This is a genomic window from Methylobacterium sp. 190mf, from assembly GCF_900107945.1.
Lineage (GTDB): Bacteria > Pseudomonadota > Alphaproteobacteria > Rhizobiales > Beijerinckiaceae > Methylobacterium.
This window is the reverse complement of record NZ_FNVI01000026.1, coordinates 34,863-59,047: the sequence shown is the minus strand read 5'-3', so window position 1 is coordinate 59,047 and position 24,185 is coordinate 34,863. Positions and strand designations below refer to the sequence as shown.

Here is a 24,185-nt window from a genome sequence, read left to right as displayed (position 1 = left end):
AGCAACCCAGCAGCGCCACGTTCACCGAAGTCGCGCTGCCCTGGATTGCTTCGCTGCGCTCGCAAAGACGGGTGACGGGTTTCGGTCGCGCCTTATCGGGGCGGCGCGATCACCTTGGCCGGGTCGAAGGGCTGGGCCGCCGCCACCGTGTCCTTGCCCATGTTGAGGACCGCCGAGAAGCGGTCGCCGCCGGGACGCAGCACGAGGGCGCCCGGCTCGACCGCGATGAGCTTGCTGCCGAGGCCGAGGAAGCCGCCGACGTCGATCACGACGGCCTTAAGCGTCCCGCCGTCGGCGATGAGCAGATCCTCGATCTTGCCGACGCTGTCGCCGGCGGCGTTGCGCACCGTCACGCCGATCATCTTCGTGGTCAGGAAGGTGACGGGCTTGAGCCCCTGACGCTTGGCCGCGTCCTCGGCGCTCGCCGCCTCCGTCAGCCGCCCGCCCCCCTTGCCGTCCGTCGAGGTTCCCGGTCCCGTGGCCGGCAGGATCGTGTCCTTGCCGATCACGCTGGCGTCCTGCGCGGAGGCCGGCGCGTTCGCGAGGCCGAGGGCCGCGAGCGATAGGAGAAGGATTCGGCTTCGCATGGCTGATCGCTCCGCGCGCCCGGTCCCTGCGTGGAAGGCCCTGTCCGGGTCACTGAGGGGCGCCGCGGTCTCAATCGCGGGCGGCCCGCGCGGTTCCGGCCCTCCCTGTCGCACCCGCCGAGGCCGGTTCGCGGTCCCGAAACGCGAAAGGGCCCGGCCTTGCGGCCGGGCCCTTCGGGAGCGCGGAGCCGGCAGAGCCGGCTCCGGCATCCGGTCTCAGTACGAGCCGAACTTGTAGTTCAGGCCAGCGCGGACGACGGCGAACTCGGTCTTGGCGGCGGCGCCGTTGAGGTAGGCGATGCCGTTCGGGGGCAGGAGGTTGCCGTAGAACACGCCGCCGGCCGAGTTCTTCTGGCGGTCGAGGCTGACGTAGAGGCCTTCGACCTTCAGCGTCACGGCGTTCGAGCGGAAGAAGTTCAGGAACGAGTCGGTGGGCAGGGCGTACTCGACGCCACCGCCGGCGGCCCAGCCGGTGCGGAAGCTGTCGCGGAAGCGGTTGCCGGCGAAGTTCTGGTCGTCCTGGCCCGAGCCGTAGGCGAAGCCGCCGGTGCCGTACACGAGGGTGCGGTCGAAGGCGTAGCCGAGGCGGCCGCGCACGGTGCCGAAGTAGTCCAGCCCGTTGCCGCTGGTGGCGACGAAGGCGCGCGGGGCGGCGAACGCGATGCCCGGGGCGCCGCCGAAGGCGTAGTTCTGGGTGCCGTTGGCGCGGCGGGCGAAGTCGACGTACTGGGCGTCGGCCTCGAAGCCGATCACGACGCCGGAGCCCGGGGTGAACTGGTAGTTGTAGCCGATCTGGGCGCCGCCCGAGAAGCCGTCGTTGTTGCTGCGGTTGTTGACGCTGACGACGCCGGCGGTGCCGGGGGAGTTGATCAGCGAGCCGCCGGGCAGGGCGTAGCTGGTGGTGTTGCGGCTGTTGGCGTCGAAGCCGTAGCCGGCGTTCACACCGAAGTAGAAGCCGGTCCAGGTGAACACCGGCACCGGCGTGAACACCGGCGGCGGCGCGGCGCGGCGCGGAAGGTCGGCGGCGGACGCCGCGGCGGTCATGCCGGCGAGGACGGTGGATGCGAGGAGAAGCTTCTTCATGGTGGTGTTCGGTCCTGGGGTTAGCTTGAGCCGGCAGCCTTCTAGGCGCTCTCGGATGGCGGGTCTGTCGCTTTCCTGCAACAAGCCTCTTCAGGCTAGGGACATCCCGTCAACGAAAGATGAAGACTAGCCGGCCCTGCCCGACAGCAGACGGCCCGCTCGCGCGCTCGAGGAGGGCGAGGAGAGCTGCAGAGACCGTGAAGACTAGCTGCCTTGCGCGCCGCGCATATTGGCGGCGGCCGGCGCGGGGCCGGCAACATCGCTCGTGGTCTCTGCAGGAGCCGTCGGCGGCGAACGTTTTATTCCGGTACAACTTCGACGAGAATGATTCTCGCGCGTAAGCGATCGATTAACCCTGTTGCCCGATGGTCCGTCGCTCGCGGGCCCGTCCCCGGGCCCCTGTCGCGCCCCCAAACCGAATCCGGTCCCCCGCCGGCGGAGACCGCTGTCCATGCAGAGCCCCGACGAACGGAGCCGGACGACCTTCGGCAAGCGCCGGACCGGCGAGGCCGCGCCCGGCGCGCAGGCCGGCCCGCGGACCGGCTCGACCGCCGCGCGGGTGGCGCGCGCCGAACCGAGGCGGAGCGCGGGCCCCCTGCCCTGGACGCTGCGCGTGGCGGGCCTGGTCGGGATCGTCGCGGTGATCGGCGCCTACCAGCTCGCGCGGCTGAGCCGGCCCGACGCGCCGACGCCCGGGACTGCCGTCGCGACCGCGGCGCTCGCGCCGATGGCGGAGCCCGAGACGACCGGTGCCATCGCGGCGGCGCGATCCGCCCGCACCACCCGCCTGGACCCCTGCGTCGCGCCCGCGGGCGACCGCCTCCGGCCCTGATCGGCGACCCTTCGCGCGGCCGATCCCCTGTGCGCGGGCAGGCGCTGTCGCCATTGCGAGATTGACAAGTCGCGCCAAGGCCCTAACTGACAGGGAGCATGCGCCCCGCGGCCCCGGGAGCGTCCGAGCGCCCCGCGCGAGCCTTTCCCAGCCGTTGCCGCGACGGTGTCCTTCGCGCCGGCCGGGCGCGCAACGGTTCCTAAACGCAGATGCCTTTTTCCGACCTGGGACTGAGCGAGAAAGTCCTGAACGCCGTCGAAGCGGCGGGTTACACCGAGCCGACGCCGATCCAGGCCGAGGCCATCCCCCACGTGCTGGCGCGCCGCGACGTCCTCGGGATCGCCCAGACCGGCACCGGCAAGACCGCGGCCTTCACGCTCCCGATGCTGACGCTGCTGGAGAACGGCCGCGCCCGCGCGCGGATGCCGCGCACGCTGATCCTGGAGCCGACCCGCGAGCTGGCCGCCCAGGTGGTCGAGAATTTCGACCGCTACGGGACGAACCACAAGCTCAACGTGGCGCTGATCATCGGCGGCGTCTCCTTCGCCGATCAGGACGCCAAGCTGATGCGCGGCACCGACGTGCTGATCGCGACGCCCGGCCGCCTGCTCGACCATTTCGAGCGCGGCAAGCTGCTGCTCACCGGCGTCGAGCTCCTGGTCATCGACGAGGCCGACCGCATGCTCGACATGGGGTTCATCCCCGACATCGAGCGCATCGTGAAGATGGTGCCGTTCACCCGGCAGACGCTGTTCTTCTCGGCGACCATGCCGCCGGAGATCGAGCGGCTGGCGGACATGTTCCTGCACAACCCGCAGCGGGTCGAGGTGGCCCGGCCCGCCTCTACGGCGACCACGATCACCCAGCGGCTCGTCGCCACCGGCGCCGAGGGGCACGCCAAGCGCGAGCGCCTGCGCACCCTGATCCGCGACGAGGGCGAGCTGAAGAACGGGATCATCTTCTGCAACCGCAAGCGCGACGTCGCGCTGCTGCAGAAGTCCCTGGTCAGCCACGGCTTCGACGCCGCGGCGCTCCACGGCGACATGGACCAGCGCGCCCGCACGACGGCCCTCGACGGGTTCCGCAACGGCGACACCGCCCTGCTGGTCGCCAGCGACGTGGCGGCGCGCGGTCTCGACATCCCGGCCGTCAGCCACGTCTTCAACTTCGACGTGCCGCATCACCCGGAGGATTACGTCCACCGGATCGGCCGCACCGGCCGCGCCGGCCGCAGCGGCACGGCCTACACGCTGGTCGCCCCCGACGACTCGCGCTCCCTCGGCGCCATCGAGGCGCTGATCGGCCAGCCGATCCCCTGGCTGGACGGCGACCTGACCAGCGTGGCCGACGCGTCCGGCGATACCGGGACGCGCCACCGCGGCCGCGCGGGCGACGGGCGTCGGGGCGGCCGCTCCGCCAAGAGCGGTGGACGGAGCGGCGACAAGAGCGGCAGCGACAAGGGTGCCGACAAGGGCGACGACAAGGCCGTCGTCGAGAAGAGTGCCCGGAGCGCGAGCGAGACCGAGGGGGTCCGCGAGCGTCCGACCCGGTCGCGCGGCGGCCGCGGCGCGGCGCGCGCGGAGAGCCGCCCGGACGATCGTCCCGAGAGCCGCTCTGAGAGCCGCCCCGAGAACCGTCCGGAGCCGCGCGCGTCGGGCCGCGCGTCAGGCCGCGGCGGCGAGCCCGCGCGCGAGGAGCGCGGGCGCCGGATCGACGCGGACGGAGACACGCCCGTCGGCCTCGGCTCGCACGTTCCTGCGTTCCTGCTTCGACCAGTCTTGGCGAAGAAGGATAAGTAACAGACGTCTGTTCCGGCTTAACTGTCCGGCTACCAGGCAGCCGTATATTGGGTCAGGGCAACGACGCAGGCGCGTCGGTCGCCCCGGACCGCGGGATACGGATGAGCCAGGAGACCTATTCGGATCGCGATCGCAGCTTCGCGTTGGCGAAGCGCAGCCACGACCTGATTCGCGACTACGGGCCCTCCGCGACGCCGCGCGCCTACGCCGTCTGGTACGCCTACGTCTCGGGGGAGCTGCCGCTGCTCGCCGACGCCGTGAAGCGTCTCACCACGCAGAACGGCTGCCTCACCGAGGGCGACATCGACGACCTGCACGAGACCTATCTCGACGGGCGCCGCCTCGCGAGCACCACCGACGATGTCAGCCGCATCGTCCTCAGCGAGATCGCGGCCGTCACCGAGATCCTGGACCTCTCCCTGGGCTCGACGGCGCAGTACAGCGAGTCGCTGCGCGCGGTCGCTCAGGACCTCTCCCAGGGCGTCCCGAGCCGGGCGCGGTTCGGCGAGATCGTCGCGACCCTGGCCGCCACGACGCGGGAGGTCGCCGCCAACAACCGGATCCTCGAAGCCCGCATGCGCGAGACCCGCAGCGAGATCGAGACCCTGCGCGAGAAGCTCGAGGCGACCCGGCGCGAGAGCCTGACCGACGCCCTGACGGGGCTCGCCAACCGCAAGCATTTCGAGGAGACGCTGAAAGCGTCGATGGAGACGGCCCGGGCGCGCAGCACGCCCATGAGCCTGATCATCCTCGACATCGACTTCTTCAAGCGATTCAACGACCTGTACGGTCACCTCACGGGCGATCAGGTCCTGCGACTCGTGGCGATCGTGATGCGCGAGAACGCCGGCAAGCAGGCGCAGCTCGCCCGGTTCGGCGGCGAGGAGTTCGGCATCATCCTGCCCGGGGTCGACCGGACGGTGGCCAAGCAGGTGGCCGAGACGGTCCGCGCCAGCGTCATGGGGCGCGAGCTGGTCAAGCGCTCGACCGGCGAGTCGCTCGGCAAGGTCACCATCTCGCTGGGCGTGGCGGTGCTGCGCCCGGGCGACACGCCCGCCTCGCTGATGGAGCGGGCCGACCTGTGCATGTTCGCGGCGAAGCGCGCCGGCCGGAACCGCTTCCTGGACGACGCCGCCGAGTCGCTGATGCAGGTGGCCTAGAGCCGGCCCCGGCCGTGTCGCCGTCCGGCGACACGCGCCACCCGGGACGGCGGGCGCGGACCGGTCAGGCCTGCGCGGGCAGGCGGTCAGCCGAGACCGGCGTGATCGCCACCGACTCGCCGCAGCCGCAGGCCGAGGTCTGGTTCGGGTTGTTGAACACGAACTGCGAGGCCAGCTTGTTGGTGGTGAAGTCCATCTCGGTGCCGAGCAGGAACAGCACCGCCTTCGGGTCGACGAACACGCGCACGCCGCGATCCTCGACCACGTCCTCTCCGGGCTTGGCCGCCTCGGCATATTCCATCGTGTAGGACATCCCGGCGCAACCGCCGTTCCGGACGCCGACGCGCAGCCCGGCGATCGGCCGGTCGGCCTCCGCCATGATCGCCTTGATCCGATCGGCGGCGCGATCGGTCAGCGAGAGAACCTTGAAACCAGCGGACATCGTCACCCTCCCGCCCATCCGGGTTCAAGGCCCGGGGACGCGCATTCTGACGCGTACAAGATAAGCATTGGCCCGGGGCCGGTCCACCGCAGCGCGGTCACACCGGCCCGGCATTCGCCGCGCGGGAGCGCCCTCAGGCGGCCTCGCCGGTCAGTCGCGCGAAGGTCCCGAGATCGACGTTGCCGCCGCTGATCACCACGCCGACGCGCTTGTTCGTCACGTCCACGAGGCCGCTCAGCACCGCCGCCGCCGCGAGGCAGCCGGTCGGCTCGACCACGAGCTTCATCCGGCTGGCGAAGAACCGCATGGTCTCGACGAGCTGCGCGTCGGTGACGGTGAGGATGTCGGACACCCGAGCGCGAATGATCGCGAAGGTCAGGTCGCCCAGGGCCGTCGACTGCGCCCCGTCGGCGATGGTGCGGGGCACCGGGATCGTGACGATCTGGCCCTCGCGAAACGAGCGCTGCCCGTCATTGCCCGCCTCCGGCTCGACGCCGATCACCCGGCAGCCCGGTGACAGCTCCGCGGCGGCGAGGGCGCAGCCCGCGAGCTGGCCGCCACCGCCGAGGCAGGCCACCAGCACGTCGAGGGGGCCGACCGTCTCGATCAGCTCCTGCGCCAGCGTCCCCTGCCCGGCGATGACGTCGGGATGGTTGAAGGGCGGGATCAGCGTCAGGCCGCGGGCCTCGGCGATCTCGCGGCCCAGGGCCTCGCGATCCTGGGTGTAGCGGTCGTACAGGACCACCTCGGCGCCGTAGCCGCGGGTGGCGGCGATCTTCGCCGCGGGTGCGTCGCCCGGCATGATGATCGTGGCGGGCGCTCCGAGCAGCCGGCTCGCCAGGGCGATCGCCTGGGCGTGGTTGCCCGAGGAGTAAGTGATGACCCCGCGGGTGCGGGCCGCCTCCGGCAGCGCGCTGATCGCGTTGTAGGCGCCGCGGAACTTGAAGGCGCCGGCCCGCTGCAGGTTCTCCGCCTTGAAGAACAGGCGGCCGCCAGTCATCGCGTCGGCCGTGCGGGAGGTCAGCACCGGGGTGCGGTGCGCGGCCCCGGCGATCCGCTCGGCGGCGCGGGCCACGTCCGCGAAGGTCGGAAGGCCGCCGGTGGCCGCGCCGGATTCGCCGGGCTGCGTGTCATGCATGGTCGCCTGCATCGTTGCCTGCATCGTCGTCCGGGTACCATCCGCCCGGGGCCGCGCCGGAGCGAGGCCGGGGCGCAGCCCGTCATACGGGCCTTTCGACCCGCGCGCATCCCGCCGATCCACATGCGCAAGCGGAGCCATTCGCCGCCTCGCCGCTTATACCCAGCGACAACTTGGCAGGAACGCTGGGGGGCGGCATCGCCATGGCAACAGAGATCACGCGCGCACCGGTGCGCCGCCCGCACCGCGGCGGGGACACCCCGTGAGCGCCCGCGACCGCGCTTCGGGCGACGCGGCGACCGAGGTCACCTTCCGGGGGCGCGGGCTGGCGCTGCGCACCGGCTCGCGCCTGATCCTGCTCGTCTGCCCGCTCTGCTCGCAGCGCAACGCGCGGCGGGGCGCCGAACGCGGCATCTGCGAGTGGTGCGCCTATGTGCCGTCGCCGGACCAGGCCGAGCCCGTGGATCGCGGGTGCTCCTGAGGCGCTGCCGCGTAAGACGCCGAAATCGCGATCTGGGATTGATTCTCAGCTAGGCGCTATCTCCGGTTGCATATTGCGGTGCGGATCCTCACACTCCCGCCGGGGGTCTGATGGGAGGGCACATGCAACCGTCCGAATGCTGCATCTTTCGGATGACCATCGCCTCCGTGATCGGCAGCTGCGTCACACTCCTGCTCGTCCGGGGGCTCGATCCGCTCGTCGCCCTGCTGCTGATCCCGATCGGCGGCAGCGTGGCAACGGTTCTGGTGATCCTGCTGTTCCAGGCCGTGAGCCTGACGCTCGCGGCGCGGACCGGTCCGCACTGACCAGCCGGTGGCGGCGCGGCTCGGATCCCTGTCCGACCCGCGCGCCGCGTCGACCGTCGATCAGGTGTGGATCACCTTGCCGTAGGCGTCGAGCACGCTCTCGTGCATCATCTCGCTGAGCGTCGGGTGCGGGAACACCGTGTGCATCAGCTCCTCCTCGGTGCTCTCGAGGTTCATCGCCACCACGTAGCCCTGGATCAGCTCGGTCACCTCGGCCCCGACCATGTGGGCGCCGAGCAGCTGGCCGGTCTTGGCGTCGAACACGGTCTTGATCAGGCCGTCCGGCTCGCCGAGCGCGATCGCCTTGCCGTTGCCCGCGAAGGGGAACCGGCCGACCTTCACCGAGAAGCCCTGCTCCTTGGCCTTCGCCTCGGTGAGCCCGACGCTGGCGATCTGCGGCTGGCAGTAGGTGCAGCCCGGGATCTTGGCCTTGTCCATCGGGTGGGTGTGCAGGCCCTTGATGGTCTCGATGCAGATGACGCCCTCGTGCTCGGCCTTGTGGGCGAGCATCGGCGGCCCGGCGACGTCGCCGATCGCGTAGAGGCCGGTCACGTTGGTGCGGCCGAGCCCGTCCGTCACCACGATCCCGCGGTCGATCTTCACCCCGAGTTTCTCGAGACCGATATTCTCGATGTTCCCGACGACGCCCACCGCCGAGATCAGCTTCTCCGCGGTGATCTGCTGGGTCTTGCCGTCGCCGCCCTCGATGGTGGCCGTGACAGAATCGGCGCCCTTCTCGACCTTGGTCACCTTGGCGCCGGTGAGGATCTTGATACCCTGCTTCTCGAAGCGCTTGCGGGCGAGGCCGGCGATCTCGGCATCCTCCACGGGCAGGATCTGCGGCAGCAGCTCCACCACGGTCACCTCGGCGCCCATGGTGCGGTAGAACGAGGCGAACTCGATGCCGATGGCGCCCGAGCCCATCACCAGCAGGCTCTTGGGCATCGCCTCGGGCACCATGGCCTCGTAGTAGGTCCAGATCAGCTTCTTGTCGGGCTCGATCCCCGGGATCGCGCGCGGACGCGCGCCGGTCGCCACGATGATGTGCTTGGCCTGGTAGGTGCCGGCGCCCTTGGCGCCCTTCGGCGCCTCGGCACGCTTGGTCTCCTTCACGGTGACCTTGCCGGGCTGGTTGCCCTGCGCGGCGCTGTCGACCGAGGCCTCGCCCCAGATCACGTCGACCTTGTTCTTCTTGAGCAGCATGCCGACGCCGCCGTTGAGGCGGGCCGAGACGCCGCGGGACCGCTTCACGATCGCGGCGGTGTCGAACCCGACCTTCTCCGCGGTCAGGCCGTAATCGCCAGGATGCTGGAAATAATGAAAAATCTCGGCCGAGCGGAGCAGCGCCTTGGTGGGGATGCAGCCCCAGTTCAGGCAGATGCCGCCCAGGTGCTCGCGGTCGACCACGGCGGTCTTGAAGCCGAGTTGCGCCGCGCGGATCGCCGTGACGTAGCCGCCGGGCCCGGCGCCGATGATGAGGACGTCGTAGGTGTCGGACATCGTGTCTCAGCTCTCCGCTGTGGCGCGCGCGACTGCACCGTCGTTGACGCGGCGATCAGGACGAGGTCTCCAGCGCGCTCAGCCGCTGCTCCATGGCCTTGATCGTCTTCTTGATCGATTGGAGATCCGCCTTCGCCTGTGTGCCGAGGCCGGTTTCGTAGGCGACGTAGATCTCCAACTCCTCAAGTTTTTCGGTGTGACCCGTCAGGGTCGTCTTGATCGCTGCGACATCGCGCTTCACCTCGGCGATGTCGCTCTGCATCCGTTGTAGGACTGGCAGAACCAGATCGGTGACTTCCGACACGCGACTCTCCGTTGATCGCTCAGGCGATCATAGCAGAGTCGCGCCTCACACCAGCATGCCCATCGGGTTCTCGATCAGCCCCTTGAAGGCCGAGACCAGTTCCGCGCCGAGCGCCCCGTCGAGCACCCGGTGGTCGCACGACAGGGTGCAGGTCATCACCTGGACCACGGCCGGCGCCCCGTCCTTCACGACCACGCGCTTCTCGCCCGCGCCCACCGCCAGGATGCTCGATTGCGGCGGGTTGATCACCGCGGTGAAGTGCTTGATGCCGAACATGCCGAGGTTCGACACCGAGGTGACGCCACCCTGGTACTCCTCGGGCTTCAGCTTCTTGGCGCGGGCGCGGGCCGCGAAATCCTTCATCTCGTTGGAGATGGTCGAGAGCGTCTTCTCGTCCGCCCGGCGGATCACCGGGGTGAACAGACCGCCGTCGATCGCCACCGCGACGCCGACCTCGGCGTGCTTGAAGCGCAGGATCCGGTCCTCGGCCCAGACCGCGTTGGCGGCCGGAACGCGGGTCAGCGCGAGGCCCATCGCCTTGATGACGAAGTCGTTCACCGAGAGCTTGAAGGCGGGCTTGCCGTCCTTGTCCTTGCCGGCCGAGCCGTTCAGCGTCTCGCGCAGCTTCATCAGCGCGTCGAGCTCGCAATCCACCGTCAGGTAGAAGTGCGGGGCGACCTGCATCGCCTCGGTGAGGCGCTTGGCGATGGTCTTGCGCATGCCGTCGAGGGGCACCTCCTCGTAGGCATCCTTGGCGAAGAAGCCCTTGACCTGGTCGGTCGTGAGGCCGGCCGGCGCGCCGCCCGCGGGGGCGGCCTTCGGGGCCGGAGCCGCCTTCGGCGCCTCGGCGGCGGCCTGCGCGGCGGCGGGGGCCTTGGTGGTGCCGGAGGCCTTCGCGGCCTGGACGTCGCGGGCGATGATGCGGCCGTGCGGACCGCTGCCCTGGACGGCGCCGAGGTCGACGCCCTCCTGCTTGGCGATCCGCCGGGCCAGCGGCGAGGCGAAGACGCGGCCGCCCGGGCCGGCCTGCGCGCCACCCTGCGGAGCGCCGCTCGGCTGCGCCCCCTCCGGTGCGGCGTTCACCCGCTCGTACGACATGTGGCCGCCGCCGGGCGTGGTGTTCTGGCCGGCCGCAGAGGCGTCGGCCTTCGGCTCGGGCTTGGACTCGGCCTTGGCCTCGCCGTTCGAGGCGGCCTTCGGCGCGCCGCCGGCCTGCACGCTCGACGGGTCCTCGCCCTCGGCGGCGATGATGGCGATCAGGTCGTTGACCGGCACGTCCGCGGTGCCCTCGGGCACGAGGATCTTGGCGAGCACGCCCTCGTCGATGGCCTCCACCTCCATGGTGGCCTTGTCGGTCTCGATCTCGGCCAGCACGTCGCCGGACTTGATCGCGTCGCCCTCCTTCTTCAGCCACTTGGCGAGGTTGCCCTTCTCCATGGTCGGGGAGAGCGCGGGCATCAGCACGTTGATCGGCATGGCATCAGGTCTCGGGCAAGGCCGGGGCGGCCGGATCGTCGAAGGGGAAGAGATCGTCGAGGGGGAACGGGACGGCGTCGAAGGGCGGCAGGCCCACGGTCTCGCCGCGCTGGATCGTGGCGAGGAGCACCCAGCGCCCGTCCGCGAGGGCGAAGCCTTCGAGCACGCCCGCGGCCGGATCGAGCAGCCAGAGGTGGCCGATCCCGGCCTCGGCGTAGATGCGGCGCTTCGGACCCCGGTCGAGGCTGGTCGTGGATGGCGAGAGGATCTCGCAGACCCAGTCGGGGGAAGTCTCGATATAGGCGCCCTCGGGCTCGGTGGGCATGCGTGTACGGCGCCAGCCCGCGAGGTCTGGCACCACAATCTGAGATCCGAGATGGAGTTCCGGCTCGATCAAGATAATCCAGCCTCCTGGACCGCCGCGTCCCCGGCTGAAGGTGAGATCGAGCTCACCCCCCAACCGCACAGCCGCGCCGGCATGCCGCGGCCTAGGCCGCGGATGCGTCTCCAGCACGCCGTCGATGATCTCGGCGACGAGATGCTCCGGGACCGCCTCCAGATCCGCGTAAGTCGCCTGCCGGACAGCCGCCTCAGCCATGGTCGGCCGCCATCGTCAGTTGAGGCCGCCGGGGTCGAGCCCCTCGGCCTCCCAGCCGGCGCGGATGCGCTCGACCGCCTCGTCCTCCGACATGTCGGTCTCCAGCGCGTAGGCGCGGGCGGCCTGACGGGCGAGGTCGGCCAGCAGCCGGCCCCAGGTCGCCGGATCGTCGAAGGAGCGGCGCAGGGCGACGCTCACCGCGCCGTCGACCACGGCCGCGCGCAGCACCTCGATGCCGCCCTGCTCCAGGGCGTCGGGCGGGATGGCGAGTTCGGCGAAGTCGGTGCTGGGATCCTGGCTCATGGCGCGCCGGCTGTTCCTCGATCTGGCCGGGGCGGGCGACGGCGTCGCCCGCGCGCCCGTCACTTGTAGCAGACGCTCTTGGCGGCCTCGACGACCTCCGCCACCGTCGGCAGCGCCAGCTTCTCGAGGTTGGCCGCGTAGGGCATCGGCACGTCCTTGCCGGTGATGCGCAGGACCGGCGCGTCCAGGAAGTCGAAGGCGTCGACCATCAGGCGGGCCACGATCTCGGCGCCGATGCCGGATTGCGGGAAGCCCTCCTCCACGGTGATGCAGCGGCCGGTCTTCTTGACCGATTCCACCACCGTCGCGCTGTCCATCGGGCGGATCGTGCGCAGGTCGATCACCTCGGCCTCGATGCCCTGCTCGGCCAGCGCCTGCGCGGCCTTGAGGGCGTAGGTCATGCCGATCGCGAAGGACACGATGGTCACGTCGCTGCCGGTGCGGTGGATCTTCGCCTTGCCGATCGGCAGCACGAAGTCGTCGAGCTTCGGCACCGGGAAGGACTGCCCGTACAGGATCTCGTTCTCGAGGAAGATCACCGGGTTCGGGTCGCGGATCGCGGCCTTGAGCAGGCCCTTGGCGTCGGAGGCCGTGTAGGGCGCGATCACCTTCAGGCCCGGCACGTTGGAGTACCACGCGGAATAGTCGTGGCTGTGCTGGGCGGCGACGCGGGCGGCGGCGCCGTTGGGCCCGCGGAACACGATCGGGCAGCCGAGCTGGCCGCCGGACATGTAGAGGGTCTTGGCCGCCGAGTTGATGATGTGATCGATCGCCTGCATGGCGAAGTTGAAGGTCATGAACTCGACGATCGGCTTCAGGCCGGCCAGCGCCGCGCCGACGCCGATGCCCGCGAAGCCGTGCTCGGTGATCGGGGTGTCGACGACGCGCTTCGGCCCGAACTCCTGCAGCAGGTTCTGGGTGACCTTGTAGGCGCCCTGGTACTCGGCGACCTCCTCGCCCATGACGAAGACGTCGCCGTCGCGGCGCATCTCCTCCGCCATGGCGTCCCGCAGGGCCTCGCGGACGGTCTGGGTGACCATCGGCGTATCGGCCGGGAACTCCTCCATCACCGGCTCTTGGGCCTTGTTGGTGATGACGGCCGGCGCGGCCGGCGCCTTCGGGGCGTCGTCGCCGGTCTTGGCCGCGGGGGCCGGCCTGTCGGCCATGCCCTCGGCCTGCATGTCGGGCGCCGGGGCCGGATGGCCGCCGCTGCCGTTGGGCTTGGCGCCGCCGCCCGACTGGACGCTCGCCGGGTCCTCGCCTTCGCCGGCGATGACGGCGATCGGCGTGTTGACCGCGACGCCCTCGGTGCCCTCGGCGATCAGGATCTTGGCGAGGATGCCCTCGTCGATGGCCTCCACCTCCATGGTGGCCTTGTCGGTCTCGATCTCGGCCAGCACGTCGCCGGACTTGATCGGGTCGCCCTCCTTCTTCAGCCACTTGGCGAGCTTGCCCTCCTCCATGGTGGGCGAGAGGGCGGGCATCAGGATGTCGGTCGCCATGCTCAGCTCTGCGGTCGTCTTTTCGTTAGGGGGCGGCCAGCTTTGTCGTGCGCGCTCAGGCGTGCGCTTCGAGCAGGATGTCGGTCCAGAGCTCCGACGGATCCGGCTCGGGGTCGTTGGTGGCGAACTCGGCCGAGGCGTTGACGACCTCGCGGACCTTGGCGTCGGTGGCCTTGAGCTCGGCCTCGGGCACGGCGTGCAGCTCGAGCAGGCGCTTGCGCACCATCTCGATCGGGTCGTGCTCGTCGCGCATCTTCGAGACCTCGTCCTTGGTCCGGTACTTGGCCGGATCGGACATGGAGTGGCCGCGGTAGCGGTAGGTCTGCATCTCCAGGATGTAGGGGCCCTGGCCGGTCCGGGCGTGCTCGATCGCCCGGGTCGCGGCCTCGCGCACCGTGCGGACGTCCATGCCGTCGACCTGCTCGCCCGGGATGCCGAAGGAGAGGCCGCGCTTCGAGAAGTCCGTCTGCGCCGAGGCCCGGGCCACCGAGGTGCCCATCGCGTAGCGGTTGTTCTCGATCACGTAGACGACCGGCAGCTTCCAGAGCGCCGCCATGTTGAAGCTCTCGTAGACCTGGCCCTGGTTGGCGGCGCCGTCGCCCATGTAGGTCAGGCTGACCTTGCCGTTCTCCCGGTAATGGTCGGCGAAGGCGAGGCCGGTGCCGAGCGAGACCTGCGCGCCGACGATGCCGTGGCCGCCGAAGAACTGCTTCTCGCGGCTGAACATGTGCATCGAGCCGCCCTTGCCGCGGCTGTAGCCGCCGCGGCGGCCGGTCAGCTCGGCCATGACGCCCTTCGGGTCCATGCCGCAGGCGAGCATGTGGCCGTGGTCGCGGTAGCCGGTGATGACCTGGTCGCCCTCGACCGAGGCCATCTGCATGCCGATCACCACGGCCTCCTGGCCGATGTAGAGGTGGCAGAAGCCGCCGATCAGGCCCATGCCGTATAGCTGGCCGGCCTTCTCCTCGAAGCGCCGGATCAGCAGCATCTCGTGATAGGCGTGGAGATCCTCGTCCCGCGTGAACTGGGGCATGTTCGGCGCGGGGCGATGCGCCTCGGCGGCCTGAGGGCTCGCGGCCTGCACCGGCGCGGACGACGCGTCCTTGGCGGGCTCTTTGGCAGGCTCCTTGGCGGCGTCCATCGGCGCTCTCCCCGTGATTCCACGCGACTTCGTGGGGGTGTAGGACAGCGACGATTGGAAAGCGAGGGCTGCCGCTCTGACAGGAAGCCGCTCTTGTCAGAGGACTTTCGGGACTAGGGAAAACGATCCCCTGGACTTCCGCGGGACGATCGCGGGACCTCCGCGGACCTGTCAGGGCGTGATGATGACCACGTCGTTGGCGTGGACCCGGCCCAGGACGATCCGGGCGCGCTCCTCCAAGAGGTCGCGGTCGATCTGGTCGCTCTTCAGCAGGTTCACCCGGTGCTCCCAGACGGCGCGCTCGGCCTTCACGGCGGCGAGTTCCTGGCTGAGGCCGTAGGCGCGGATCTTCAGGGCCTTCTTGGCCTCGAGGCCACGGTTGCCACTCTCGGCCTGCCACACGAAATAGCCGACCACGAGCGCCGACAGGGTCCAGAGACCCAGCGGCAACACGACCATTCTGACTCGGCGGCGCACGACCATGGCGCGACCCTCGCGCGGAAAGGTTAACGGTTCTTTTCGACCGCGCCGCGGTCGGGGCAGGACCGCGACGGGGCCGGACCGCGGCCGGGACGAACAGGGGCGAGCCTGAGGCATGGACCTGACGCATCTGGGACGCTGGATCGCCGCGCACGCCACGGCGACCGACGACCACGACACCCTGCTCTCGGGCTTCTGCGAGTCGCTGGTCGAGGCCGGCCTCCCCGTCTGGCGGGTCAGCGTCATGGCGCCGGCCCTGGACCCGACGCTGCGCGGCGTCAGCCTCAACTGGCACGCGGGCGAGGGCATGTCGTACGTCGCCAACGCCCACGGCGCCGACGAGGAGAGCGACTGGCTCCTGAGCCCCGTCTACGCCCTCGTGGAGACGGGCGAGACCTTCGGCCGCTGGCGCCTCGACGCGCCCGGGCTGGCGGTGGACTTCCCGGTCCTGAAGGCCCTCGGGGCGCAGGGCGGCGTCGACTACGTGCTGCACATCGCCGAGTTCGCTCCCGGCACCGCGCTGCGGGGCATCGCGGTCTCGTTCTGCACCCGCGCCGCCGCCGGCTTCACCGAGGCGGACCTCGCCGCGATCGCCGGCGTCCTGCCGTTCCTGACGCTGGCGATGGCCAAGATGGGCCTCGCCCACACGTTCCGGGAAGTCTCGGCCACCTATCTCGGCCGGTCGACCGCCGAGCGCATCCTCGACGGTCAGATCCGGAGGGGCGAGGGGCGGGCCGTGCCGGCGGCGATCCTGCTGACCGACCTGCGCGGCTTCACGGCCCTGGCCGACCGGGTGGATCCGGCCGACATGGTCACGTGGCTCAACGAGCATTTCGACGCCCTCGGCGACCCGGTGGCGCGGCACGGCGGCGAGATCCTGAAGTTCCTCGGCGACGGCTTCCTGGCGATCTTCCCGGTCCCGGACGCCGACACCCTCCCCTGCCCGGTCTGCGGTGCGGCGCTCGACGCCGCGATCGAGGGGCTCGCCGCCAACGCGGCGCTCAATGCCCGCCGCCGCGCCGCGGGGCTGCCGGAGCTGCCGGCCGAGGGCGTCGTGCATTTCGGGACGGTGATGTACGGCAATGTCGGGACCGAGCGGCGCCTCGACTTCACGATCATCGGACGGGCGGTCAACGAGGCGAGCCGGATCGAGAGCCAGTGCGCCGCCCTCGGCCACGACCTCCTCGTTTCGGACTCCTTCGCCGAGCGGTGCGCCCGGCGGCTGGAGCCGGTCGGGACGATCGAGTTGCGGGGCCTGTCGCGGCCGATGCGGGTTTGGACCGTGCCGGGGGAGTCGTCCGGTGCGGCGATGACCTGAGGCGAGCGCCGTGTTCCGGGCTCGCCTGCGGCGCCCCGGAACAAAGTGGGAAGCGCCGCGCCGACGTCGTCAGAACAGCGCGCAGCTCCGCTGGAGCACCAGCCCGACCGCGCCCTGCACGAAGCGGCGCCGGTAGGCCTCCCGGATCTCACGCAGGGCCGCGACCGCTTCGGGCGTCGGTTCGGTGACGATCAGGACGATGCGGGCGGCCTCGCGGACGATGCGTCCGTCCGGCCCGCGCCACTGGCCCCGGCCGGCGAACACGGTCAGCCCGTCCGGGAACCGCGGGGTGATCCGCTCGGCCAGGAACCGGTCGAAGGCCGCCCCCGAGACGCGGCCGCCGTCCGGCCGCGACAGGCCGAACAGCAGCTGCGCGCTGAGCGTCGGGCGGGCACCGTCGCAGAGCGGGTCCGCGCGGGCCGGGCCGGCCGCCCCGACACCGAGCAGGCCGGCCAGCAGGATCTTACCGATCAGCGGCGGGCGAGCTGCTTGAGCGCCGACGGGCCGGCGTAGAGTGCCTGCGGGCCCAGGCCCTCCTCGATGCGGATCAGCTGGTTGTACTTGGCCAGTCTGTCCGAGCGGGCGAGCGAGCCGGTCTTGATCTGCCCGCAATTGGTCGCGACCGCGAGATCCGCGATGGTCGAGTCCTCGGTCTCGCCCGAGCGGTGCGACATCACCGCGGTGTAGCCGGCGCGCTGGGCCATATCGACCGCCGCCAGGGTCTCGGTGAGCGAGCCGATCTGGTTGACCTTGATCAGGATCGAGTTGGCCGTCCCCTCGGCGATGCCGCGGGACAGGCGCTCGACGTTGGTGACGAACAGGTCGTCGCCCACGAGCTGGCAGCGGTCGCCGATCTTGTCGGTGAGGAGCTTCCAGCCGGCCCAGTCATCCTCCGACATGCCGTCCTCGATCGAGACGATCGGGTAGGTGGCGACGAGCTGCGCGAGGTAGTCGACCTGCGCCTCGATGGTGCGGGTCTTGCCCTCGCCCTCGTACGCGTAGGCGCCGTCCTTGAAGAACTCGGTGGCGGCGCAGTCGAGGGCCAGCGCCATGTCCTGGCCCGGCTTGAAGCCGGCGGCGCTGATCGCGTCCATCACGAAATCGAGGGCGGCCTCGGCGGACGGCAGGTTCGGGGCGAAACCGCCCTCGTCGCCGACGTTGGTGTTGTGACCGGCCTTCTTCAGCTTGCCCTTGAGGGTGTGGAACACCTCGGAGCCCATGCGCACGGCCTCGGCGAGCGAATCGGCGCCCACCGGCATAATCATGAATTCCTGGAAGTCGATCGGGTTGTCGGCGTGCGCGCCGCCGTTGATGATGTTCATCATCGGCACCGGCAGGACCCGGCCCTGCACGCCGCCGACGTAGCGGTAGAGTGGCAGGCCCGAGGCCTCGGCCGCGGCCTTGGCCACCGCCAGCGACACGCCGAGGATCGCGTTGGCGCCGAGGCGGGCCTTGTTGGGCGTGCCGTCGAGCTCGATCATCGCCTCGTCGACCGCGACCTGGTCCTCGGCCTCCATGCCGCCGATCGCGTCGAGGATCTCGGTCTGGGCCGCCTCGACCGCCTTCAGCACGCCCTTGCCGAGGAAGCGATTCTTGTCGCCGTCGCGCAGCTCCACCGCCTCGTGGGCGCCCGTGGAAGCCCCCGACGGCACCGCGGCGCGGCCGAAGGAGCCGTCCTCCAGGATGACGTCGACCTCGACCGTGGGGTTGCCGCGGCTGTCGAGGATCTCGCGGGCGCTGATATTGGTGATCGCGGTCATGGAACGTCCTCTCGCGGGGGCCGCGGGTCGGCGACCGCGCCCAAATCAGGGGTGCGGCGCATCGCGGCGGCTTATCCGTCAAGCCGCGGCCGGCGGCAAGCGCCGGGACGGTGGCGGCGCACAGCCGGGTCCGCCCGGGAAAGCGTCGCGGATCAGGCGGATGCGCGCGACGCCGGCAGGCTCTATATGGCCGGCCATGACCTCTCCCGACGATCTCCAACTCGGCCAGCCGACGCCCGTCCCCACCTCACCCGAAGAGGCGCGGCTCGACCGGGTCCCGAACCCGCACGCGGACACCGACTACGTCGCCCGGTTCACCGCGCCGGAATTCACCTCGATCTGCCCGGTCACCGGGCAGCCGGATTTCGCGATCCTAGTGATCGACTACGTGCCCGGTGACTGGCTGGTGGAGTCGAAGTCGCTGAAGCTCTACCTGGGGTCGTTCCGCAACCACGGAGCGTTCCACGAGGATTGCACGGTGGCGATCGGCAAGCGGCTCCGCGACCTGCTGGAACCGCGCTACCTGCGAATCGGCGGGTTCTGGTATCCCCGCGGCGGCATCCCGATCGACGTGTTCTGGCAGACGGGCGAACTGCCGAAGAACGCGTGGCTGCCGGACCCGGGCGTGCCGCCCTACCGCGGACGCTGACCGAACCAACGAAAAGGGCGACCGGCTCGCGCCGGTCGCCCCCGATCCTCCCGGATCTCCGATCTCAGTAGCCGTAGCCGTAGTAGCCGTAGCCCGGAGCGGCGTAGCCGTAGCCGCCGTAAACCGGGGCGTAGCCGTAGCCGTAGGACGGGGCGTAGCCGTAGCCGCCGCCGTAGTAGCTGTCGCGGGCCGCGCCCGCGGCGATCGCACCGGCCGCGAGGCCGGCGATGCCGAGGCCGATGGCGGCGCCGGTGCCGATGCCGCGACGGCCGCGGTAGTAGCCGTGACCGTAGCCGCCGTAGCCGCCGTGGTAGCCGTAAGGCCGCGCCTCGGCGCTCGTGGTGACGGCAACACTGCCGAGAGCCATGGCGGCGGCAGTGGCGATGATACCGATCTTGCGCATAGTGTTCCTTCTCGATCCCTGATCGAACATGCCCAATAACGTGGCCGCATCCGGACAGTTCCAGATTTCACGCCGGACTTGCGTGCGGATCCGCACCCAGTCGGGATTATGAACCGTTGTTCAGCGTAGCCGCCGCTTCGACGAGTGCGGTCAAGCTTGGGTGCGGCTCTTCCGGAACCGCTCGAACTCTTGCGGTGAGTCTTCGGGAACACCTGGAACGTCGCGGCGGGCCGTCGCGGCGGACGGCCCGGCCCGGAGACGGAAATCCGCCCTGCCGCGGGTCGGGCGTGCTACGGATCGGCCGGGAGGACCGACGATGGATGCCCTGACCCTGATCCGCGAGAGCCTCGCGCCGCTGGCCGGCAAGCGGGTCGTCGATATCGGGTGCGGCGCCGGGACGCTCGCGCGGCGGCTGGTCGACGCGGGCGCGCGGGTCACCGGGATCGATCCCGGCGCCGCGGCGCTCGCCCGGGCGCGGGCCGCCGTGCCGGAGGCGCGCTTCGAGGCCGCGACCGGCGAGGCCCTGCCCTTCCCGGACGCCAGCTTCGACGGCGCCGTGATGCTGAATTCCCTCCACCACGTCCCGGACCCGGCGGCGGCCCTCGCCGAGGCGGCCCGCGTCCTGGCCCCGGGCGGGCTGCTCGTCGTGGTGGAGCCCCTGGCGGAGGGCAGCTTCTTCGACGCCCTGCGGCCGATCGAGGACGAGACCGCGATCCGCGCCGCCGCCCAGGACGCCATCGCGGCCGCCCTCGCCCGCGGCGCCTACGCGTGCCGCCGCGACGCGACGATCGCGCGGCGCGAGCGCTTCGACTCGCTCGACGCCTTCCTCGCCCGCGTCAGCGCCGTGGACCCGGCGCGCGAGGCGACCATCCGGGACCGGCGCGCCGTGGTCGAGGAGGCCTTCCTCAAGGCCGCCGCGCGCGAGGCCGACGGGCAGTTCGGCCTCGTCCAGCCCCTTCGGATCCACGTCCTGGAGCCGGCGGCCGCCTGAGCCGGTCAGGCGGCCCGGTTCTTGGCGAGACGGTCGAAGGCGAGGAGTTCCTCGAGCAGGGCCGGCATGTCCTTCAGCGCCACCATGTTGGGGCCGTCGGAGGGCGCCCGGTCGGGGTCGGGATGGGTCTCGATGAACACCCCCGCCACGCCCACCGCCACGGCGGCGCGGGCGAGGACGGCGACGAATTCCCGCTGGCCGCCGGAACTCGCCCCCTGCCCGCCGGGCTGCTGCACCGAGTGGGTGGCGTCGAACACCACCGGGGCGCCCTGCGTGACCTGCGCCATGATCGGCAGGCTGCGCATGTCCGACACCAGCGTGTTGTAGCCGAACGAGGCGCCGCGCTCGGTGACGATGACGTTGGGGTTGCCCGCCTCCGTCACCTTGGCGGCGACGTGCTTCATGTCCCAGGGCGCCAGGAACTGGCCCTTCTTGATGTTGACCGCCCGGCCGGTGGCGGCGGCGGCCAGCAGCAGGTCGGTCTGGCGGCACAGGAAGGCGGGGATCTGGAGAACGTCCACCGCCTCGGCGGCGGGGGCGCACTGCTCGGCGGCGTGCACGTCGGTCAGCACCGGCAGCCCGAGGGTCTCGCGGATCTCGGCGAAGACCGGTAGCGCCCCGTCGAGGCCGATGCCCCGGGCGGCGCTGCCCGAGGTGCGGTTGGCCTTGTCGAAGGAGGTCTTGAACACGAGGCCGACGCCCAGACCCGCGGCCATCTCCTTGAGGGCGGCGGCGATCTCCAGGGCGTGTTGGCGCCCTTCGAGCTGGCACGGGCCGGCGATCAGCGTCAGAGGCAGGTGGTTGGCGAAGCGCGCGTCGCCGACTTGGACGACGGGGCCGGGTGTCTCGATCTTCGACATGCCGGCCGGTCTAGCCCGCGCGGCGGATCCGCGAAAGCCCGGGCCGGGGCGCGACCCGGCAGACCGTGCGGTCCTCCCGGAAGGCGTCCGCGCGCGGGCCGGTCTCGCACAGCATCAGGATCCGGCCGGCGCCACCCCGGCGCGGGGCATCGGCCAGCAGGCTGGCCTGGTGGAGGTTGAGCGCCAGCACCTCAACCGCGGCGGCGTCCGCCCCGGCGAGCGCCTGCGCGGCGCGGCCGATCAGGACGAAGTAGGCCGGCGCCGGCTCGCGCTCGCGGGAGGCCACGGTGATCCGGGCGGGCGCGCGGCAATCGAGGCTCAGCCGCTCGGCATCCTGTGCCCGGAACACCGCGACGGGGCCGGCCCGCCCCGCCAGGGAGGCGCCGGTGGTGCGGATCACCCGCGCGGCGAGGACGTCGCAGGCATCCGCCGCCCGGGCCGGGGCCGGCCCGAGGAGGAGCGCGCCGGCGAGGGCGGTCAGGGTGGTGAGGCGCAGCATCGGGACATCCGCGGCGAGAGACGGTCGCGCCCGGGAGATAGCGCGCCCTGCGGCGGGCGCGAAGCCGCGCCGCTCCGCGGGACGTGGACAGGGACACCTGGATGACCGATCTGAGCGGGCGGCGCGGCGCCGCACGCCGCTCGCAGATCAGGCTCCGACGCGGCCATGCTTCGAACCCTCCTCGCCTCCGTCCTGCTGGCCCTGCTTCCGCCGGGACCCGCTTCCGCGGAGCCGCCGCAGCAGCCAACCTACGGGCCCGAACTCGAGGGCTTCGCCTACCCGTTCCCGGTGGAGCGGTTCCCGTTCACGTCGCAGCACCAGCCTCTGCAGATGGCCTATCTCGACGTCCGGCCGGCGACGCCGAACGGCCGGACCGCCGTTCTGCTGCACGGCAAGAATTTCTGCGCCGCCACCTGGGAGAGCCAGATCCGGGCGCTCAGCGCCGCCGGGTACCGGGTCATCGCGCCGGACCAGATCGGCTTCTGCAAGTCGAGCAAGCCGGCGGCCTACCAGTTCACCTTCCGGCAGCTCGCCGAGAACACCCGCGCGCTCCTGGACAAGCTCGGGATCGAGCGGCCGATCCTGGTCGGCCACTCGACGGGCGGGATGCTGGCGGCCCACTACGCCCTGCTCTACCCGAAGGCGGTGGAGCAGCTCGTGCTGGTCAACCCGATCGGCCTGGAGGACTGGGCCGCCAAGGGCGTGCCGCCGACCTCGGTGGAGCAGTGGTACCAGCGCGAGCTGAAGGTGACGGCGGCCTCGATCCGGGCCTACGAGACGGCGACCTACTACGCCGGCGCCTGGGAGCCCCGCTACGAGCCCTGGGTCACGATGCTCGCGGGCCTCAACAACGGCCCCGGCAAGGAGGCGGTCGCCTGGGACTCGGCCCTGCTCTACGACATGATCCTCACCCAGCCGGTGGTCTACCGGTTCCCGCAGATCGCGGTGCCGACGCTGCTCCTGATCGGTCAGAAGGACAACACGGCGATCGGCAAGGACCTCGCGCCGCCGGAGGTGCGGGCGCGCCTCGGCAACTATCCCGAGCTCGGCAAGGCGGCCGCCAGGGCCATCCCGGGCGCGCGGCTCGTGGAGTTCCCGGATCTCGGCCACGCGCCGCAGATGTCGGACCCGGAGGGGTTCAATGCGGCGCTGATCGCCGGGATCGCGGCGCGCTAGGCGCCGCGCGCCGTCCTCCGTCGTCCCGGGGCGCTCGCAGCGCCCCGGGACGACGGCGTGCCCGGCGCCTTGATCCTAGAAGTAGGACTTCAGCACGCCCCGGCGGCGGACGTCGAGGGTCGCGCAGTGGAACGAGCCGCCGAACGGGCCGTAGCTGAGGAACGGCGCCGGGATCGGGTCGAAGCCCCAGTCCTTCAGGGCCTTGATCAGCGTCGGCTGGCTCTGGTCGACGACGATCTTCTTCTCGGTGATCGCCAGGACGTTGATCGAGGTCCAGGGCGAGCACATCGAGATCTTGCTCATGAAGCCCTCGACCGGGTCGGGGCGCGGGGCGACCAGCACGTCCCACTTCTTGAGCACGGCCGGGAGCTTCTCGACGTCGACGTAGTCCGGGTTCACCAGAACCTTGCCGGGGGCGAGCGGCATGAACGACGAGTCGATGTGCATCGGCTGCGGGCAGCGGCTCTCGATCTCGTGGATGCGGAAGCCCGGGCCGAGGTGGCGGCGCAGCCACTCGATGCCCATCAGGTTCGTCACGTTCGAGCGGGTCACGAACAGGTCGCGGCCGCAGCGGACGAAGTCGGCGGCGTCGAAGACCGGCTCGAACTCGTTGACCGTGAACTGCATGGGCTCGCCGGCCTTCAGGTTCGGCACCCGGTAATCGTAGTTGTAGAGGTCGTCGGTCAGCTGGGGCCGCGGCGCGGAGGTCCAGCGGGCGCCGGCGCGGAAGTACTCCTTGAACAGCGACCGGTAGGCGTCGCCCTCGAAGTAGCGCGAGCGCCAGCACATCGGGCTCTCGATGATCTCGTCGCCGATGACGAGGTACGGATCGCGCGGGCAGGCGACGCAGAAGCCGCGGGAGGACCAGCGCGGCGCCTTGAACTTCTTCGAGAAGTCCACCGCGTCGGGACGGCGGACCTTCACGCCCTCGCCGGCCAGGATGGTGATGAAGTTGTCGAGCTCGGCCTGGGCGAGCTTCTTCATGAACTTCGGATACTTCCAGCCGCTCGCCAGCCGGTAGAACGGCTGCGCGGCGCGCGGCAGGTTGAAGATCACCGTCAGGTGGTGAGTCGGGATCGTGGCGCCGTCGAGCGAGCCGACGATGACCTCCTCCAGCGGATCCCACTCGTTCCAGGCCATCACCGGCGACTGGGGAGCCGGCACGCCCGGTCCGGTCCCGCCCGGAAAGCCGCCCGCATGCGTGTCGTCGGTCACGGCCTCCAGGGCCGTGATCGGTGATTCGCGCTCCATGACGTGTGCCCCTTCTGCGACGTGCCGCGGCCTTCTGCGCGGGCTTCTCCGCCCCGCCGCCGCTTTGGCCCTCGGTGTGTCAAACGGGTGATAGACACCGCTAATCCGTGCTGCAACGTGACAGAA

Annotated in this window: 27 protein-coding genes; 9 read left to right on the top strand and 18 right to left on the bottom strand. The window is 71.0% G+C overall.

The genetic code is table 11. The annotated features are described in order from the left end of the window. Window positions 1-92: 92 nt before the first annotated feature. Entirely contained in the window at window positions 93-587 is a 495-nt protein-coding gene (locus tag C4T42_RS25420) for a PRC-barrel domain-containing protein (protein WP_020095331.1), read from the bottom strand. Between the two features lie 216 nt (window positions 588-803). After that, window positions 804-1,670 (bottom strand): porin family protein, encoded by an 867-nt coding sequence (locus tag C4T42_RS25415; RefSeq protein WP_103986075.1) that lies wholly within the window; start codon window positions 1,668-1,670, stop codon window positions 804-806. Window positions 1,671-2,121: 451 nt separating this feature from the next. Here C4T42_RS25415 and C4T42_RS25410 point away from each other — a divergent pair, with 451 nt between their 5' ends. The 3 genes from C4T42_RS25410 to C4T42_RS25400 all read left to right on the top strand — a co-directional run bounded on the left by C4T42_RS25410 (window position 2,122) and on the right by C4T42_RS25400 (window position 5,461). Beyond that, on the top strand, window positions 2,122-2,502 hold the full coding sequence (locus C4T42_RS25410; RefSeq protein ID WP_103986074.1) for a hypothetical protein: 381 nt from the start codon (window positions 2,122-2,124) through the stop codon (window positions 2,500-2,502). 209 nt (window positions 2,503-2,711) lie between these two features. After that, window positions 2,712-4,301 carry a DEAD/DEAH box helicase gene (locus C4T42_RS25405; protein ID WP_103986073.1) on the top strand — a complete coding sequence of 530 codons (1,590 nt, stop codon included), beginning with the start codon at window positions 2,712-2,714 and terminating at the stop codon, window positions 4,299-4,301. A 101-nt stretch (window positions 4,302-4,402) separates the two neighbouring features. Next, window positions 4,403-5,461 (top strand): GGDEF domain-containing protein, encoded by a 1,059-nt coding sequence (locus tag C4T42_RS25400; RefSeq protein ID WP_020095327.1) that lies wholly within the window; start codon window positions 4,403-4,405, stop codon window positions 5,459-5,461. 64 nt (window positions 5,462-5,525) lie between these two features. On the opposite strand, the gene C4T42_RS25395 is transcribed toward C4T42_RS25400, so the two are convergent. Together C4T42_RS25395 and C4T42_RS25390 are read right to left on the bottom strand one after the other, a co-directional pair. Next, complete coding sequence (locus tag C4T42_RS25395) at window positions 5,526-5,903, bottom strand: iron-sulfur cluster assembly accessory protein (protein WP_012317999.1); 378 nt, start codon at window positions 5,901-5,903, stop codon at window positions 5,526-5,528. Between the two features lie 133 nt (window positions 5,904-6,036). After that, window positions 6,037-7,041 (bottom strand): threo-3-hydroxy-L-aspartate ammonia-lyase, encoded by a 1,005-nt coding sequence (locus C4T42_RS25390; protein ID WP_244603276.1) that lies wholly within the window; start codon window positions 7,039-7,041, stop codon window positions 6,037-6,039. Between the two features lie 262 nt (window positions 7,042-7,303). On the opposite strand from C4T42_RS25390, the gene C4T42_RS25385 reads away from it, so the two are divergent. Together C4T42_RS25385 and C4T42_RS25380 are read left to right on the top strand one after the other, a co-directional pair. Then, a complete protein-coding gene (locus C4T42_RS25385) occupies window positions 7,304-7,522 on the top strand; it encodes a hypothetical protein (RefSeq protein ID WP_020095325.1) in 219 nt (72 codons plus the stop codon). Window positions 7,523-7,674: 152 nt separating this feature from the next. Continuing rightward, entirely contained in the window at window positions 7,675-7,848 is a 174-nt protein-coding gene (locus C4T42_RS25380) for a hypothetical protein (protein ID WP_020095324.1), read from the top strand. 60 nt (window positions 7,849-7,908) lie between these two features. Here the strand turns inward: C4T42_RS25380 and lpdA are convergent, their stop codons facing one another. The 8 genes from lpdA to C4T42_RS25340 all read right to left on the bottom strand — a co-directional run bounded on the left by lpdA (window position 7,909) and on the right by C4T42_RS25340 (window position 15,155). Further along, window positions 7,909-9,348: a dihydrolipoyl dehydrogenase gene (lpdA, locus tag C4T42_RS25375; protein WP_103986071.1), complete on the bottom strand. Its 1,440-nt coding sequence runs from the start codon at window positions 9,346-9,348 to the stop codon at window positions 7,909-7,911. A gap of 55 nt (window positions 9,349-9,403) precedes the next feature. Next, a complete protein-coding gene (locus tag C4T42_RS25370) occupies window positions 9,404-9,652 on the bottom strand; it encodes a hypothetical protein (RefSeq protein ID WP_026605272.1) in 249 nt (82 codons plus the stop codon). Between the two features lie 45 nt (window positions 9,653-9,697). Continuing rightward, the gene (locus C4T42_RS25365) at window positions 9,698-11,128 is read right to left on the bottom strand and encodes a pyruvate dehydrogenase complex dihydrolipoamide acetyltransferase (protein WP_103986070.1); all 1,431 of its coding nucleotides are present in this window, start codon (window positions 11,126-11,128) and stop codon (window positions 9,698-9,700) included. 4 nt (window positions 11,129-11,132) lie between these two features. Beyond that, a complete protein-coding gene (locus tag C4T42_RS25360) occupies window positions 11,133-11,726 on the bottom strand; it encodes a Uma2 family endonuclease (protein ID WP_103986069.1) in 594 nt (197 codons plus the stop codon). Window positions 11,727-11,741: 15 nt separating this feature from the next. Further along, complete coding sequence (locus C4T42_RS25355) at window positions 11,742-12,029, bottom strand: DUF5076 domain-containing protein (RefSeq protein WP_020095319.1); 288 nt, start codon at window positions 12,027-12,029, stop codon at window positions 11,742-11,744. 59 nt (window positions 12,030-12,088) lie between these two features. Continuing rightward, window positions 12,089-13,531, bottom strand: coding sequence for a pyruvate dehydrogenase complex E1 component subunit beta (locus tag C4T42_RS25350; protein WP_103986068.1), 1,443 nt, complete (start codon window positions 13,529-13,531; stop codon window positions 12,089-12,091). Window positions 13,532-13,586: 55 nt separating this feature from the next. Continuing rightward, complete coding sequence (pdhA, locus tag C4T42_RS25345) at window positions 13,587-14,672, bottom strand: pyruvate dehydrogenase (acetyl-transferring) E1 component subunit alpha (RefSeq protein WP_020095317.1); 1,086 nt, start codon at window positions 14,670-14,672, stop codon at window positions 13,587-13,589. Between the two features lie 171 nt (window positions 14,673-14,843). Then, complete coding sequence (locus tag C4T42_RS25340) at window positions 14,844-15,155, bottom strand: septum formation initiator family protein (RefSeq protein WP_012317989.1); 312 nt, start codon at window positions 15,153-15,155, stop codon at window positions 14,844-14,846. A gap of 112 nt (window positions 15,156-15,267) precedes the next feature. Here C4T42_RS25340 and C4T42_RS25335 point away from each other — a divergent pair, with 112 nt between their 5' ends. Next, window positions 15,268-16,470, top strand: coding sequence for an adenylate/guanylate cyclase domain-containing protein (locus C4T42_RS25335; protein ID WP_103986067.1), 1,203 nt, complete (start codon window positions 15,268-15,270; stop codon window positions 16,468-16,470). A 69-nt stretch (window positions 16,471-16,539) separates the two neighbouring features. Here C4T42_RS25335 and C4T42_RS25330 read toward each other — a convergent pair whose 3' ends face one another. Together C4T42_RS25330 and eno are read right to left on the bottom strand one after the other, a co-directional pair. Next, window positions 16,540-16,836: a DUF3574 domain-containing protein gene (locus C4T42_RS25330; RefSeq protein ID WP_280177402.1), complete on the bottom strand. Its 297-nt coding sequence runs from the start codon at window positions 16,834-16,836 to the stop codon at window positions 16,540-16,542. 104 nt (window positions 16,837-16,940) lie between these two features. Beyond that, window positions 16,941-18,230: a phosphopyruvate hydratase gene (gene eno, locus C4T42_RS25325; protein WP_012317987.1), complete on the bottom strand. Its 1,290-nt coding sequence runs from the start codon at window positions 18,228-18,230 to the stop codon at window positions 16,941-16,943. A 196-nt stretch (window positions 18,231-18,426) separates the two neighbouring features. Here eno and queF point away from each other — a divergent pair, with 196 nt between their 5' ends. Continuing rightward, entirely contained in the window at window positions 18,427-18,879 is a 453-nt protein-coding gene (gene queF / locus C4T42_RS25320; RefSeq protein WP_103986066.1) for a preQ(1) synthase, read from the top strand. A gap of 64 nt (window positions 18,880-18,943) precedes the next feature. Here the strand turns inward: queF and C4T42_RS25315 are convergent, their stop codons facing one another. Further along, window positions 18,944-19,282: a hypothetical protein gene (locus C4T42_RS25315; RefSeq protein WP_012317985.1), complete on the bottom strand. Its 339-nt coding sequence runs from the start codon at window positions 19,280-19,282 to the stop codon at window positions 18,944-18,946. Window positions 19,283-19,598: 316 nt separating this feature from the next. On the opposite strand from C4T42_RS25315, the gene C4T42_RS25310 reads away from it, so the two are divergent. Further along, window positions 19,599-20,273, top strand: a complete 675-nt coding sequence (locus tag C4T42_RS25310; protein ID WP_103986065.1) for a methyltransferase domain-containing protein — start codon at window positions 19,599-19,601, stop codon at window positions 20,271-20,273. Window positions 20,274-20,278: 5 nt separating this feature from the next. Here the strand turns inward: C4T42_RS25310 and kdsA are convergent, their stop codons facing one another. Further along, a complete protein-coding gene (kdsA, locus tag C4T42_RS25305; RefSeq protein WP_103986064.1) occupies window positions 20,279-21,133 on the bottom strand; it encodes a 3-deoxy-8-phosphooctulonate synthase in 855 nt (284 codons plus the stop codon). Window positions 21,134-21,143: 10 nt separating this feature from the next. Continuing rightward, window positions 21,144-21,632: a hypothetical protein gene (locus C4T42_RS25300; protein ID WP_103986063.1), complete on the bottom strand. Its 489-nt coding sequence runs from the start codon at window positions 21,630-21,632 to the stop codon at window positions 21,144-21,146. 165 nt (window positions 21,633-21,797) lie between these two features. Between C4T42_RS25300 and C4T42_RS25295 the strand changes: the two genes are divergently transcribed. Continuing rightward, complete coding sequence (locus C4T42_RS25295; RefSeq protein WP_103986062.1) at window positions 21,798-22,808, top strand: alpha/beta hydrolase; 1,011 nt, start codon at window positions 21,798-21,800, stop codon at window positions 22,806-22,808. Between the two features lie 75 nt (window positions 22,809-22,883). On the opposite strand, the gene C4T42_RS25290 is transcribed toward C4T42_RS25295, so the two are convergent. Continuing rightward, a complete protein-coding gene (locus C4T42_RS25290; protein ID WP_020095308.1) occupies window positions 22,884-24,059 on the bottom strand; it encodes an amidinotransferase in 1,176 nt (391 codons plus the stop codon). Window positions 24,060-24,185 lie beyond the last annotated feature (126 nt).

What these genes read in the sequence shown, in the direction of transcription:
- C4T42_RS25365 (WP_103986070.1), bottom strand. Translation starts at nt 11,128, where the DNA reads ATGCCGATCAACGTGCTGATGCCCGCGCTCTCCCCGACCATGGAGAAG.
- C4T42_RS25310 (WP_103986065.1), top strand. Translation starts at nt 19,599, where the DNA reads ATGGATGCCCTGACCCTGATCCGCGAGAGCCTCGCGCCGCTGGCCGGC.
- C4T42_RS25395 (WP_012317999.1), bottom strand. Translation starts at nt 5,903, where the DNA reads ATGTCCGCTGGTTTCAAGGTTCTCTCGCTGACCGATCGCGCCGCCGAT.
- kdsA (WP_103986064.1), bottom strand. Translation starts at nt 21,133, where the DNA reads ATGTCGAAGATCGAGACACCCGGCCCCGTCGTCCAAGTCGGCGACGCG.
- C4T42_RS25360 (WP_103986069.1), bottom strand. Translation starts at nt 11,726, where the DNA reads ATGGCTGAGGCGGCTGTCCGGCAGGCGACTTACGCGGATCTGGAGGCG.
- C4T42_RS25380 (WP_020095324.1), top strand. Translation starts at nt 7,675, where the DNA reads ATGACCATCGCCTCCGTGATCGGCAGCTGCGTCACACTCCTGCTCGTC.
- C4T42_RS25295 (WP_103986062.1), top strand. Translation starts at nt 21,798, where the DNA reads ATGCTTCGAACCCTCCTCGCCTCCGTCCTGCTGGCCCTGCTTCCGCCG.
- C4T42_RS25390 (WP_244603276.1), bottom strand. Translation starts at nt 7,041, where the DNA reads ATGCATGACACGCAGCCCGGCGAATCCGGCGCGGCCACCGGCGGCCTT.
- C4T42_RS25420 (WP_020095331.1), bottom strand. Translation starts at nt 587, where the DNA reads ATGCGAAGCCGAATCCTTCTCCTATCGCTCGCGGCCCTCGGCCTCGCG.
- C4T42_RS25335 (WP_103986067.1), top strand. Translation starts at nt 15,268, where the DNA reads ATGGACCTGACGCATCTGGGACGCTGGATCGCCGCGCACGCCACGGCG.
- C4T42_RS25290 (WP_020095308.1), bottom strand. Translation starts at nt 24,059, where the DNA reads ATGGAGCGCGAATCACCGATCACGGCCCTGGAGGCCGTGACCGACGAC.
- C4T42_RS25300 (WP_103986063.1), bottom strand. Translation starts at nt 21,632, where the DNA reads ATGCTGCGCCTCACCACCCTGACCGCCCTCGCCGGCGCGCTCCTCCTC.
- C4T42_RS25350 (WP_103986068.1), bottom strand. Translation starts at nt 13,531, where the DNA reads ATGGCGACCGACATCCTGATGCCCGCCCTCTCGCCCACCATGGAGGAG.
- lpdA (WP_103986071.1), bottom strand. Translation starts at nt 9,348, where the DNA reads ATGTCCGACACCTACGACGTCCTCATCATCGGCGCCGGGCCCGGCGGC.
- C4T42_RS25405 (WP_103986073.1), top strand. Translation starts at nt 2,712, where the DNA reads ATGCCTTTTTCCGACCTGGGACTGAGCGAGAAAGTCCTGAACGCCGTC.
- pdhA (WP_020095317.1), bottom strand. Translation starts at nt 14,672, where the DNA reads ATGGACGCCGCCAAGGAGCCTGCCAAAGAGCCCGCCAAGGACGCGTCG.
- queF (WP_103986066.1), top strand. Translation starts at nt 18,427, where the DNA reads ATGACCTCTCCCGACGATCTCCAACTCGGCCAGCCGACGCCCGTCCCC.
- eno (WP_012317987.1), bottom strand. Translation starts at nt 18,230, where the DNA reads ATGACCGCGATCACCAATATCAGCGCCCGCGAGATCCTCGACAGCCGC.
- C4T42_RS25400 (WP_020095327.1), top strand. Translation starts at nt 4,403, where the DNA reads ATGAGCCAGGAGACCTATTCGGATCGCGATCGCAGCTTCGCGTTGGCG.
- C4T42_RS25410 (WP_103986074.1), top strand. Translation starts at nt 2,122, where the DNA reads ATGCAGAGCCCCGACGAACGGAGCCGGACGACCTTCGGCAAGCGCCGG.
- C4T42_RS25315 (WP_012317985.1), bottom strand. Translation starts at nt 19,282, where the DNA reads ATGCGCAAGATCGGTATCATCGCCACTGCCGCCGCCATGGCTCTCGGC.
- C4T42_RS25355 (WP_020095319.1), bottom strand. Translation starts at nt 12,029, where the DNA reads ATGAGCCAGGATCCCAGCACCGACTTCGCCGAACTCGCCATCCCGCCC.
- C4T42_RS25340 (WP_012317989.1), bottom strand. Translation starts at nt 15,155, where the DNA reads ATGGTCGTGCGCCGCCGAGTCAGAATGGTCGTGTTGCCGCTGGGTCTC.
- C4T42_RS25415 (WP_103986075.1), bottom strand. Translation starts at nt 1,670, where the DNA reads ATGAAGAAGCTTCTCCTCGCATCCACCGTCCTCGCCGGCATGACCGCC.